This window comes from Dorea acetigenes, from assembly GCF_025567385.1.
GTDB lineage: Bacteria > Bacillota > Clostridia > Lachnospirales > Lachnospiraceae > Claveliimonas > Claveliimonas acetigenes.
In genome coordinates, this window is sequence record NZ_JAOQJU010000035.1 from 1 (window position 1) to 12541 (window position 12541).

Sequence of the window (12541 nt, forward strand, 5' to 3'; positions counted from 1 at the left end):
AGGATGTTTAGAATTATCCTTCTGTCTAATCAAAAAAGAATAAGTCTGCAAGCTGTTTTCTTGCTTACAAACTTATTATACGAGGAGTAAGGAGTATGATTATCACGGTTTCCATGAATCCGGCCATCGACAAGACGGTAGAAATTGAGGCTTTGCAGCCGGGAGGGCTGAATCGGATTCAGAAAGTGGAGTATGACGCAGGCGGCAAAGGAATTAACGTCTCCAAAACCATATGCGAGCTGGGAGGCGAGAGTATTGCCACCGGATTTTTGGGAGGAAATGCAGGAAAAACTATTGAGAATGTACTGAATGAGAAAAAAATCCGGAATGATTTTATCTGGGTGGAAGGAGAGACCCGGACAAATACCAAAGTATTTGAGAAAAGCGGAGCAGTGACAGAATTAAATGAGCCGGGACCGGTCATTACGGAAGGACAGATACAGGAACTGCTGGAGAAACTGAAAGGGTATGCCGGTGAAAATGTATTGTTTATTCTGGCAGGGAGCATTCCGGCAGGTGTGGATAAGCATATCTATGAGAAAATTATTCGTATGGTTCACGAAAAAGGAGCGAAAGTTCTGCTGGACGCAGATGGAGAATTATTCCGCAATTCTCTGGCAGCCGGACCGGATATTATTAAGCCGAACCGAGTGGAGTTGGAGGAGTACGCAGGGATTGATTACAGGGCTTCGGATGAAGAACTTCTGGGTCTGGCACGGGAGCTGAGGAACAAAGGGATAGAGACGGTGGCAGTATCCATGGGTAAGAGCGGAGCTATGCTGGTAATGCCAAACGGCGAGGTGAGATGCCCGGCATTGTCTGTGAAAGCCCACTCTACTGTGGGAGCAGGAGATGCTATGGTGGCGGCGCTGGCGTATTCCTGGGATAACAGGCTGAGTGGAGAGGAGACTATCCGGCTGTGTATGGCGACCTCCGCAGGGGCAGTGACGACCGTAGGAACGAAACCGCCGACAAAGGAACTGATAGAGGAATTAAAGAAACAGGTAATGATTGAAAAGATAGGAGCGTAAATAGAATGAAAACAAAAGCAGTCAGAATGTATGGAACCAGAGATTTAAGATTAGAAGAATTTGAATTGCCGGAAATCAAGGACGACGAGATTCTGGTAAAGGTTATGAGTGACAGTATCTGTATGTCTACTTATAAGCTTGCGGAGCAGGGGAAAAAGCACAAAAGAGCGCCACAGAACATTGACACAAATCCGGTTATCATCGGACATGAGTTTGCCGGAGTAATCGTCGAGGTGGGTGAGAAGTGGAAGGATCAGTTTAAACCCGGCATGAAATTTGCGCAGCAACCAGCGCTGAATTATAAAGGAAGCCTTGCATCTCCGGGGTATTCTTATGAATATTTCGGCGGTGCGTGCACCTACTGTGTCATTCCCCATGAGGTAATGGAGCTGGGATGCCTGATGCCGTATGAAGGAGACAGCTTCTTTGAAGCATCTCTTGGCGAACCTATGAGCTGCATCATCGGAGGATACCATGGAAATTATCACACCAACAAGAGAAATCACGATCTTGCGGGAGGAACGAAAGAGGGTGGAGATATTATCATCCTTGGAGGATGTGGGCCGATGGGGCTTGGAGCTATCAGCTATGGTATTCAGTTTGAGAATAAGCCGAAACGTATCGTGGTAACAGATATTGATGACGCTAAACTTGCCCGTGCCAGTGAGGTAATTCCTCCCGAAAAGGCGGCAGAAAACGGCGTAGAGCTTCTCTATGTGAATACGGCGAAGATGGAAGATCCGATAAAGGAACTTCGCGACATTACAGGCGGTAAGGGATATGATGATGTATTTGTATATATTCCTAACCGTAAGGTTGCAGAAATGGGAGATCAGCTTCTGGCCTTTGACGGATGCATGAACTTCTTTGCGGGTCCTACAGACAATCAATTCAAGGCAGAGATCAATCTGTATAATGTGCATTATATCAGTGCCCATATCCTGGGGACTACCGGAGGTAATAATGACGATTTGATTGAAGCAAATGAGCTGGCCGCCAAGGGAAAGATTGAGCCTGCGGTTATGGTAACGCATGTGGGAGGTATTGACAGTATTGCCCAGGCAACACTGAATCTCCCGAATATTCCGGGCGGTAAGAAGCTTACTTACACCCAGTTTGATATGCCGTTGACTGCAATTGAAGATTTCGGAAAGCTGGGAGAAACAGATCCGTTATTTAAGAAACTGGATGATGTCTGCAAGAAAAACAGAGGATTGTGGAATGCAGAAGCAGAGAAGATATTATTTGAACATTTTGGTGTAGAAGTATAGGAGGGGAATTATGGTATCACAGAAAATAACGATTAAAAACCCATCAGGTCTTCACGCAAGACCGGCGTCAATCCTGGCACAGGCAGCAGGAAAATGCAGTTCTAATGTAATCATCGTGTATGGAGAAAAAAGAATCCAGGTAAAAAGTATCCTGAATATTATGGCAGCAGCTATCAAATGTGGAACGGAAGTGGAGCTTCAATGTACCGGGGAGACAGAAGAAGAAGATTTAAAGACACTGGTTACTTTGATTGAAAGTGGATTGGGTGAGTAAGTATGGAACGGATAGATGTTGAGAAAACGGCGTCAAGAGGAATTGCCGCTGCCGTGGCATATAAGTATTTGGAACCGGATTGGACACCAGATATGACTCTGCTTGCCGAGGAAGAGGTTGAAGCAGAGCAGCAAAGATTTGCGGCGGTAAAAGGGGCTGTGCTGCAGGAGCTTGGAGAGCTTGCTGCGGAAAACGAGATTTTTGCGGCTCATCTTGAAATTGCGGATGATTTTATGCTGCAGGAAGGTATTACTTCTAAAATCCGTGATGAAAAGAAGAATGCGCAGCTTGCTGTTCACGAAGTAGTGGAGGAATTTGCGGCAGTTTTCGCAGCAATGGACGATGCTTATATGAAGGAGAGAGGCGCGGATATCAAAGATGTAGGTAAGCGGTTTCTTGCAGGGTTAAAAGGGATAAAGCGCCCGGATCTGGGAAGCCTTTCTTCTGAGGTTATCGTAGTGGCAAAGGATTTGTATCCGTCAGATACAGTGAAGCTTTCCCCAGAATTGGTTAAGGGAATTATTACAGAAGAAGGCGGCGTTACGAGCCATGTATCTATCATTGCCAAGAGTATGAATATTCCTACGCTGGTAGGAGTTAAGGGAATCCTTGATAAAGTAGAGGATGGGATGATGGTCTGCATGGATGCAGAAAAAGGAATCATTGTGACAGACCCGGATGCGTCCGTGTTGTCTGAGTATCAGGAGAAGAAGAAGGCATATGAAGAGCAAAGACGTCATCTTGAGAGCCTGAGAAATGTCCCGGCGGTGACAAAAGACGGTAAACGGATCTCGCTGTGTGCTAATGTAGGCAATGTGGAAGATATTCGGAAGGCGCTCCCCATGAATATTGATGGAGTGGGGCTTTTCAGAAGCGAGTTCCTTTATATGGAAAATACGCATTTTCCTACAGAAGAAGAACAATTTGAAGTATATAAAGAAGCGGCGATGCTCTGCCCGCAGGAACTTACCATCCGCACGCTGGATATCGGCGGCGATAAGGATTTGTCTTACTTTGATTTTGAAAAAGAAGAAAACCCATTCCTTGGCTGGAGGGCAATCCGTATTTCCTTGGATATGAAGGAAATGTTTAAAGAACAGCTCCGTGCCATTCTGCGGGCAAGTGCATTTGGGCATGTGAGGATTATGTTTCCTATGATTATTTCACTGGAAGAATTAAGGGAAGCGAAAGCGCTGGTGGAAGAATGCAAAAAAGAGCTGTCTGCCGAGGGAAAGGTATACGATGAGAAGATTGAGCTTGGGATGATGATGGAGACTCCGGCAAGCGTCCTGCTTGCAGAAACATTTGCGAAGGAAGCGGATTTCTTCAGCATTGGGACAAATGATCTGACACAATACCTGCTGGCGGTGGATCGCGGCAATAAGAAGATTGCCGACCGTTATGATTATTTTCATCCCGCGGTGGTGAGCGCTATTGGGCAGATTATCCGTGCGGGGCATAAGGAAGGGATTAAAGTCGGGATGTGCGGTGAGATGGCGGGAGACAAACGTGCCGTGCCCATTCTCCTGGAGCTTGGTTTGGATGAATTCAGTATGTCTGCCGGAAGTATTGATTATGTGAGAGAACAGATTATAAATATGTAAAGAAAAAAGGGGAAGCGCGCGATGGCGCGCTTCCCCCTTTTCTATTTCTGTGATAAAATAAGAAGAGATAAAAAAGAAGCAAAGGAGGCGGCGAAGTGAAAGTAATTGATTTTAAAGATGCAAGATGCAGGCATTGTTATAAATGTGTGCGCAATTGCGAAGTGAAAGCAATTCTGGTTCGGAATGAACAGGCACATATTATGGAAGATAACTGTATTCACTGTGGGCATTGTCTGGAGGTCTGTCCCCAGAATGCGAAAACATTTGCCAGTGATATGGAACGGGTTAAGGGCTATCTGGGGCAGGGAAAGAGAGTGATTATCTCGATCGCCCCGTCTTATCTGGGAGTTCTGGAATATGAGAAGCCGGGACAGGTGGTGTCTGCTCTTAAGAAGCTGGGATTCTATGAAGTAAGGGAAACGGCAGAAGGGGCGGCGCTGGTTACCAGAGAATACCGGAAGCTTCTGGCAGAAGGCAGGATGAAGAATATTATTACTACCTGCTGTCCAAGCGTCAACGATTTGGTTGAGAAGTATTATCCTTCGCTGACTCCTTTGTTGGCTCCGGTGGTGTCTCCTATGGTTGCCCATGGACGTCTGATTAAGAGTATCTATGGTGAGGACGTGAAAGTGGTTTTTCTTGGGCCGTGCATTGCGAAGAAAGAAGAAGCCATCGGTGACAAGCGGGTGCGGGGAGCTATCGATGCAATTCTAACCTTTGAGGAGATTGTAAAATGGTGGAAGGAAGAAGGAATCGACCTCTGCCGGTGTGAGGAGGAACCCATGGGGAATCCCAGCCCGAAGGTGAACCAGCTCTATCCGGTCAGCGGCGGCGTGATTACATCGGTTCTGGCAGCGGTGCCCGAGGAGAATTACTATAAAGTACATATTGATGGACTGAAAGCCTGCATGGAGTTATTTGAGGAGCTGGAAAAAGGTGAGATTGAGCACTGCTTTTTTGAGGTAAATGTGTGTGAGGGCGGATGTATTAAGGGTCCTGCGTCTGATAAATGGCAGCAGTCCTTGATAAAGGCAAAAAAGGGGATTGAAGAGCAGGTAAAACATCGGGAGGAAGCAGATGAGATTGTACAAAACGGTGTAGAGATGTATAAAGAATTTACAGACCGCCATGTAAGAGAGCAGGAACCGACGAAGGAGCAGATGGAAGAAGTGCTTCACGCCATGGGAAAGTATACGGCGGCGGATGAACTGAACTGCGGCGCCTGCGGCTATCCTACCTGCCGTGCGAAGGCAACGGCTATTTTCCAGAATAAGGCGGAGGTCAGCATGTGCCTTCCCTATGCGCTGGCGCAGGCAGAATCCATGTCGAACATCGTGATGGATGTTACGCCCAGCATGATTTTGATTGTGGATAAGGAGATGCGAATCCGGGAATGCAATAAAAAGGCACAGGAAATGCTGGGGGTTTCCAGGGAAGAAGCTCTGGAGCGGTATATATTTGAGTTTGTGGAAGAGAAGGATATTGCGGATGTCCTGGACAAAAAAGAGCCGATTATTCATAGAAAATTAAAGCTGGAAAGTATGAACCTTACCGTAGTAGAGTCTATTATTTACATTGAAAATCTGGAATCTGCCCTGGTAACTTACCAGGATATTACCAAGGAAGAGAAGGCAAAAGAGCAGCGGCTGAATCTGAAGATGGAGACGGTGGACATGGCGCAGAAGGTTATTGATAAGCAGATGATGATTGCGCAGGAGATTGCAGGGCTTTTGGGAGAGACGACTGCAGAGACGAAGGTAACGCTGACAAAGCTTAGGAACTCTATGCTTACTGCGGAGGAAGATTAGTATGAGTGTGAGTGTGGATATTTCATGGAAAAGCCTGAATAAGCACGGGGAAGAGCTGTGCGGGGATAAAGTGGAAGTGTTAAAAACCGACGATTCTGATATTGTGATTCTGGCAGACGGAATGGGGAGTGGCGTGAAGGCAAACATTCTGGCAACCCTGACCTCTAAGATTCTGGGAACCATGTTTTTGGAGGGGGCGGACATCGTGTCCTGCGTGGAGACGGTGGCAAGGACACTTCCTGTCTGCAAAGAACGGGAGGTAGCTTATGCTACGTTCAGTATCTTGCAGATTTTTCACAATGGAGATGCTTATCTGGTAGAGTATGATAATCCGGAATGTGTATTTGTGCGGAACAGAAAGCTGGTAAGGTATCCTTATGAAGAACGGATGATTGAGGGAAAGAAAATCAGAGAATACAGATTCCGGGTGGAACTAAATGACTGTTTTGTGCTGATGAGCGATGGCGTAATCTATGCAGGTGTCGGTGAGCTTCTGAACTTTGGCTGGCAGTGGGAGGATATGGCGGCATATACGCTGAAATGTACGAAGGAGACTTTGTCGGCGTCCAGGCTTACGGCGATGCTGAGTCAGGCGTGTTATGAATTGTACGGTGAGAAACCAGGGGACGATACGACGATTGCAGTTGCCCGAGTGATCCCGCGCAGAGTGGTGAATATCTTTACCGGACCGCCGTTACAAAAAGCGGATGACGAAAGGGTGATACAAGATCTGATGAAGCAGGAGGGGAAGAAGGTAGTCTGCGGAGGTACCAGTGCCAATATAGCGGCCCGCGTGCTGAAGAAGGACATCGTTACTTCTATTGATTATGCAGACCCCAGTGTGCCGCCGATGGCAACGATTGAAGGGCTGGATTTGGTGACGGAGGGAGTATTGACTCTCGGAAAGGCTCTTGGCCTTCTGAAGCGTTATGAGAGAGATGAATTTGACGAGGCATTTTTTGATGAGTTGGATGCCGGGAATGGAGCGTCTAAGTTGGCGAGGCTTCTCATTGAAGAATGCACGGATCTGAATCTGTTCGTGGGAAAAGCCATGAATACAGCCCATGAGAATCCGGATCTCCCTTTCGACCTGAGTATCCGGATGAATCTTGTAGAGCAATTAAAGGAATGCGCACAGAATCTGGGGAAGAAAGTAAACGTCAGATACTATTAGGCTGAAAGAAAAAATAAGTAATAGATTGCATGTGCTAAAAATGCAACTGGTTGCGCAATTAGAGGTGTAGAAATGTATAGAACAGAAAAAGAAGAATTTATTATAGGAGCGATTTCATTGCTGTCCAATGGTCTTACCCGTTTTGGCGACGGCGTACTGCCGGAGATTACTTTCAGACAGTGGTTTCTCCTGATGCTGATTTCTCGGATGGATGAGGAAGAGAAGAGTATTAATAGCATTGCGGAATATGTGGGAACCACAAGGCAGAATGTAAAGAAAATGCTGACCTCGCTGGAGGCAAAGGGCTATGTTGCTGTCAGCAGATCCAGACAGGATGCAAGGGCGCTGAAGGTGGAGCTGACACAGAAGGCATATCAGTATCTTGCAGACTATGATGAGCCTCTTGCTAATGAGACGAACCGGTTGTTTCTCTTGTTCTCAGATGAAGAGATTGAAAGCTTTGTGAGCAGTCTGAAAAAGCTGCGGCAGAGCCTGGAGAATTACGAAGAGGGAGAATAAAAAAGATTGCGCCTTGTGCGCAATCGCCGCGCGCGAGCGGACTGTAACACAGTAATTTCATTTCCGCGAGCTGCGCATCACTGCACGAAGTGCATTTTATATAACAGGGGATTCCGAAGGAATTTCCTGTTATATAAAAAGAAGAGAACGCCGGTTTAGACCGGCGTCTCTTTTAAACATTTTATCATTTTTTTAGAAGTATGTGGAAGAATCCGGGATAGGAGACATCCACGCATTGGCTGTCAAGAATCTGAGTCTCGCCTTCCGACGCCAGGGCGGCAATGGCGAATGCCATGGCAATCCGGTGGTCTAAATGGCTGTTAATTACGCTGCCGTGTAATGCGCCTGTGCCTTCGATTATCATACCATCTTCCGTAGGAGTGATGCTACCTCCCATTGCGCGAAGATTTTCGGTCACGGTGTCGATACGGTTCGTTTCTTTGACTTTCAATTCAGCGGCATCTCTGATAATGGTGGTTCCTTCCGCAAATGCAGCCAGCACGGCGATGATTGGGATTTCATCAATTAAAGTGGGAATCAGACTTCCTTCTATAACGGTTCCGCGGAGATGGCTGTAGCGTACCAGAAGATCGGCTGTCGGCTCTCCACCGGCAGTTTTTTCATTCAAATAGGTAATATCTCCGCCCATGTCCCTGCAGACTTTTAAGATACCTGCGCGGGTCGGGTTGATGCCTACATTCTGGATTAATAATTCCGAACCGGGAACAAGAAGCCCGGCGGCGATGAAGTAGGCAGCAGAGGAAATATCTCCCGGTACGATGATTTTCTGGCCATACAGTTCTTCACAGGGAGAAACGGAAGCGGTGGTGCCGGAGGATTCGATTCGGGCGCCGAAGCTTTTTAGCATTAACTCTGTGTGGTTTCTGGAAAGGACCGGTTCTGTAACGGAAGTCTTTCCTTCTGCATATAATCCGGCCAGAAGGATGGCTGATTTTACTTGGGCGGAGGCAACCTTTGAGTGGTAGTGGATTCCACATAGCTGTCCCGGCTCAATTCTTAAAGGTGCGCAGTTGTTGTCGCGGATGCTGGTGATATGCGCACTCATCATGCGGAGAGGTTCCATAATCCTTCCCATGGGGCGGGAATTTAAGGAGTCATCTCCGGAAAGGATGGATGTAAAGTTCTGCCCGGCAAGAATTCCGGATATGAGCCGGGTGGTGGTTCCGCTGTTTCCGGTGTCCAGGATATCGGAAGGCGGCAGGAGCCCGTGAAGCCCTTTTCCGTGAACCAGGATGGTATCAGAAGATTCTTCCACCTGAACTCCCAGTTTCCGGAAACAATCAATGGTGGAAAGGCAGTCTGCTCCTTTCAGAAAATTGGTAATCTCTGTTGTGCCTTTTGCCAGAGCGCCGAACATAATAGAACGGTGGGAGATGGACTTATCTCCGGGGATGGTAATCTCGCCGCGTAAAGGGCTGGTTCTTTTAGAAATCTGAGTTGTTTTCATAGATGGATTCTCCCTATTGTTAGTTTGGTTTATCGTTCATATACGATGTAGCGGTATTTTTTCAAAAGCTCCGCAGCCCGCCTGGAGGAGTCTGCTTCGTAGAATTCGATGCGCAGTACGCCTTCTTCAAATTCACGGTTGTGGATGATCCCGATATTCTTAATACTGATATTGTTTGATGCCAGAATGGTTGCAATAGTGGCAATCCCGCCTGCCTCGTCAATAATATCACAGTACAGGGCAAAGGTTTTGCTGATTGCACCTGCGGAAGTGTCAGGAATGGAGTTGCGGTAATTTCTGGAAGCGTCGAACATGTTGTAAATGGTCTGCTCATCTGCCTGGTCTATGGCAGCCTTTGCGTGGGAAAGCGCTTCTATATAATCTCCCAGAATCTGGGAAATGTTTTCCCTGTTCTTTAAGCAGATATGCTGCCACATGGTGGGAGAAGAGGAGGCAATCCGGGTGATATCCTTAAATCCGCCTGCTGCAAGCTGTTTCATCACCCCGTCTTTTGAGTCTGTGTCCCGCACGTAGTTGACAAGCGTGGAGGCGATGATATGAGGCAGATGGCTGATGGTGCCCGTAATATGATCATGTTCTTTATAATTGAGGACGATGGGGAGCGCTTTCAGACTTGTGATAAAAGCAGTATATTCTTCCACCCTGTCCTTACTGACTTTGGAAGTAGGTGTAATAATATAGTAGGCATTTTCAATCAGCATTGCCTTGGAGTTGGCATAACCACTCTTTTCAGAGCCTGCCATGGGGTGCCCGCCGATAAAGTGTTCTTCCATATGAAGACGTTCAATCTCCTGGTGGATGCTGGCTTTTACGCTGCCTACGTCGGTCAGGATACAGTCCTCTTGAAGATATTCCCGGATTTGAGGCAGGTAGGCAGTGTTATAAGCGACCGGAGCACACAGGAAAATGTAATGGCAGTGCCGGAAATTGTCGTCAATGGTAGTGGCTGCTACGTCAATCAGGGATTCCTGAGTGGCAAGAGCCAGTGTTTCTTTATTTTTATCAAAGGCTATAATCTGGTAATCGGGATAATACTGTCGGATTGCTTTGGCAATAGAACCGCCGATCAGCCCCAGACCGATAAAGCCGATTTTCTTTTTCATGTTTTTGCTTTCCTTTCTTTTTCTTCCGGAATATTGTACTACGTTCGTAGGAGGTTTGTCAACGCTATGGCGCTTTAAAGTGAAAAAGCAATTATTCTGTAAAAGATGCATAAAAGAGTTGTAAAAAAAAGAGTTTTTTAGTACAATATACATATGAGATTTTACGAACAAGGAGGCAGCTAAATATGAAAGTTTACAGAACGGACGAAATCAGAAACGTGGTCCTGTTAGGACATGGAGGATGCGGGAAGACAAGCCTTGTGGAGGCTATGGCTTACGTATCCGGCGCCGTGAATCGTATGGGTAAAGTGGCGGATGGCAATACAATCAGCGATTTTGATAAAGAAGAGCAGAAACGTGGATTTTCAATCAGTACATCTTTGGTGCCGATTGAATGGGAAAAGGCGAAGATTAATATTCTGGATACACCGGGATATTTTGATTTTGTGGGAGAAGTTGAAGAAGCAGTCAGCGCTGCGGACGCGGCAGTTGTTGTAGTGTCCGGTAAGGCAGGCGTAGAGGTAGGTACAGAGAAGGCGTGGGAATTGTGCGATAAGTATAACCTGCCCCGTATGGTCTATGTAACAGAGATGGATGTGGATGACGCCAGTTTCCGTGAGGTAGTGCAGCAGCTTACAGACCGTTATGGTAAGAAGATCGCACCGCATTTCCAGCCAATCCGTGAGAATGAGAAATTGGTGGGTTACGTGAATGTTATTAAGAATTCCGGAAGAAAGTATACAGGCATCGGACAGAGAGAAGAATGCGAGATACCGGAGTACTGCAAACCCAATCTTGAAATTTACCGTGAGAAATTATTAGAAGCAGTTGCGGAGATCAGTGAAGAATATATGGAACGCTATTTTGCAGGTGAAGAGTTTTCTGTAGAAGAGATCCGCGCAGCAATGCGTACAGAAGTTATGGAAGGAAGCATTGTCCCGGTAGCGATGGGATCGAATATCCAGGCGCAGGGCGTGGCGAACCTTCTTTCGGATATTGTTCGTTTCTTCCCAAGCCCTGACTGCAGGGAGTGCGCAGGAATTAACCGCACAACGAATGAGATCTTTGAGGCGGATTATGATTTCGCGGTGGCGAAGAGTGCTTATGTATTTAAGACGATGGTGGATCCGTTTATCGGAAAATATTCCTTCGTTAAAGTTTGTTCCGGTGTTATCAAAGGAGAAGATACGCTGTATAATCCTACGTCGGAGGCAGAAGAGAAACTGGGCAAGATTTATACTATGTCCGGTAATAAGCCGACGGAAGTAAGCGAGATGTTTGCCGGTGATATCGGAGCGATTGCGAAGCTTGCCAATACGAAGACGGGAGACACTCTCTCCACGAAGGCAAATCAGGTTCTTTACGGAAAGACAGAGTACTCGAAACCTTATACATATATGAAGTATGCCTGCAAGAATAAAGGCGATGAAGATAAAGTATCCCAGGCTCTGCAGAAGATGATGGCGGAGGATGTGACGCTCAAGGCTGTCAATGACAGTGAGAACCGTCAGACATTGATTTATGGAATGGGCGACCAGCATCTTGAGATTACAGCAAGCAAGCTGGCGGCAAGATATAAATGTGAGATTCAGCTTGAGACGCCGAAGGTTGCTTTCCGTGAGACAATCAAGAAGAATTCAGACGTAGATACCAAGTATAAGAAGCAGTCCGGCGGACATGGACAGTACGGCCACGTTAAGATGCGCTTTGAGCCTTCCGGGGATATGGAGACTCCGTATGTATTTGAAGAGTGTGTAGTAGGCGGAGCTGTTCCGAAGAATTACTTCCCGGCAGTGGAAAAAGGATTGCAGGAATCTGTGCTGAAGGGACCTCTTGCAGGTTATCCGGTAGTCGGCGTGAAGGCAACTCTTTATGATGGATCTTATCATCCGGTAGATTCTTCTGAGATGGCATTTAAGACGGCTACGATCCAGGCGTTTAAGAAAGGCTTTATGGAAGCCGGACCGGTTCTGTTAGAGCCAATCGCGTCTGTGAAGGTTACGGTTCCGGATGATTACACCGGCGATGTAATGGGCGATCTGAATAAACGCCGCGGACGTGTCCTTGGTATGACACCTGTCAATGGCGGTTATCAGATCATTGAGGCAGATGTGCCGATGACAGGAATGTTCGGTTATTGCACCACTCTCCGTTCTATGACCGGCGGACGCGGAACGTATGAGTACGAATTTGCACGTTATGAGCAGGCTCCGTCCGATGTTCAGGAAGCAGAGATTGCAAAGCGCGCGGCAGAAGAATAAGAATAGA

10 protein-coding genes are annotated in these 12541 nt (G+C 46.9%); 8 read left to right on the forward strand and 2 right to left on the reverse strand.

All coding sequences use genetic code 11. The annotated features are described in order from the left end of the window. Nucleotides 1-95: 95 nt before the first annotated feature. From pfkB to OCV99_RS16390, 7 genes are all read left to right on the forward strand, one after another. Complete coding sequence (gene pfkB / locus OCV99_RS16360; protein WP_158371962.1) at nt 96-1031, forward strand: 1-phosphofructokinase; 936 nt, start codon at nt 96-98, stop codon at nt 1029-1031. Between the two features lie 5 nt (nt 1032-1036). Then, nucleotides 1037-2302: a zinc-binding dehydrogenase gene (locus tag OCV99_RS16365; protein ID WP_158371964.1), complete on the forward strand. Its 1266-nt coding sequence runs from the start codon at nt 1037-1039 to the stop codon at nt 2300-2302. 10 nt (nt 2303-2312) lie between these two features. Continuing rightward, complete coding sequence (locus OCV99_RS16370) at nt 2313-2576, forward strand: HPr family phosphocarrier protein (protein ID WP_158371966.1); 264 nt, start codon at nt 2313-2315, stop codon at nt 2574-2576. A 2-nt stretch (nt 2577-2578) separates the two neighbouring features. Continuing rightward, the gene (gene ptsP / locus OCV99_RS16375) at nt 2579-4180 is read left to right on the forward strand and encodes a phosphoenolpyruvate--protein phosphotransferase (RefSeq protein WP_158371968.1); all 1602 of its coding nucleotides are present in this window, start codon (nt 2579-2581) and stop codon (nt 4178-4180) included. A 95-nt stretch (nt 4181-4275) separates the two neighbouring features. Beyond that, on the forward strand, nt 4276-5988 hold the full coding sequence (locus tag OCV99_RS16380) for a [Fe-Fe] hydrogenase large subunit C-terminal domain-containing protein (protein ID WP_158371970.1): 1713 nt from the start codon (nt 4276-4278) through the stop codon (nt 5986-5988). A gap of 1 nt (nt 5989) precedes the next feature. Further along, nucleotides 5990-7162: a SpoIIE family protein phosphatase gene (locus OCV99_RS16385; protein WP_158371972.1), complete on the forward strand. Its 1173-nt coding sequence runs from the start codon at nt 5990-5992 to the stop codon at nt 7160-7162. Nucleotides 7163-7234: 72 nt separating this feature from the next. Next, nucleotides 7235-7681 (forward strand): MarR family winged helix-turn-helix transcriptional regulator, encoded by a 447-nt coding sequence (locus OCV99_RS16390; RefSeq protein ID WP_158371974.1) that lies wholly within the window; start codon nt 7235-7237, stop codon nt 7679-7681. Nucleotides 7682-7865: 184 nt separating this feature from the next. Here the strand turns inward: OCV99_RS16390 and aroA are convergent, their stop codons facing one another. Both aroA and OCV99_RS16400 read right to left on the reverse strand, forming a co-directional pair. Next, a complete protein-coding gene (gene aroA, locus OCV99_RS16395) occupies nt 7866-9149 on the reverse strand; it encodes a 3-phosphoshikimate 1-carboxyvinyltransferase (protein ID WP_158371976.1) in 1284 nt (427 codons plus the stop codon). Nucleotides 9150-9178: 29 nt separating this feature from the next. Continuing rightward, nucleotides 9179-10273 (reverse strand): prephenate dehydrogenase, encoded by a 1095-nt coding sequence (locus tag OCV99_RS16400; protein ID WP_158371978.1) that lies wholly within the window; start codon nt 10271-10273, stop codon nt 9179-9181. A gap of 185 nt (nt 10274-10458) precedes the next feature. On the opposite strand from OCV99_RS16400, the gene OCV99_RS16405 reads away from it, so the two are divergent. Further along, nucleotides 10459-12534, forward strand: a complete 2076-nt coding sequence (locus OCV99_RS16405; protein WP_158371980.1) for an elongation factor G — start codon at nt 10459-10461, stop codon at nt 12532-12534. The last annotated feature ends 7 nt before the right edge of the window (nt 12535-12541 follow it).

Coding starts and splice junctions, on each gene's coding strand:
- aroA (WP_158371976.1), bottom strand. CDS start 9,149: ATGAAAACAACTCAGATTTCTAAAAGAACCAGCCCTTTACGCGGCGAG.
- ptsP (WP_158371968.1), top strand. CDS start 2,579: ATGGAACGGATAGATGTTGAGAAAACGGCGTCAAGAGGAATTGCCGCT.
- OCV99_RS16400 (WP_158371978.1), bottom strand. CDS start 10,273: ATGAAAAAGAAAATCGGCTTTATCGGTCTGGGGCTGATCGGCGGTTCT.
- pfkB (WP_158371962.1), top strand. CDS start 96: ATGATTATCACGGTTTCCATGAATCCGGCCATCGACAAGACGGTAGAA.
- OCV99_RS16365 (WP_158371964.1), top strand. CDS start 1,037: ATGAAAACAAAAGCAGTCAGAATGTATGGAACCAGAGATTTAAGATTA.
- OCV99_RS16390 (WP_158371974.1), top strand. CDS start 7,235: ATGTATAGAACAGAAAAAGAAGAATTTATTATAGGAGCGATTTCATTG.
- OCV99_RS16405 (WP_158371980.1), top strand. CDS start 10,459: ATGAAAGTTTACAGAACGGACGAAATCAGAAACGTGGTCCTGTTAGGA.
- OCV99_RS16370 (WP_158371966.1), top strand. CDS start 2,313: ATGGTATCACAGAAAATAACGATTAAAAACCCATCAGGTCTTCACGCA.
- OCV99_RS16385 (WP_158371972.1), top strand. CDS start 5,990: ATGAGTGTGAGTGTGGATATTTCATGGAAAAGCCTGAATAAGCACGGG.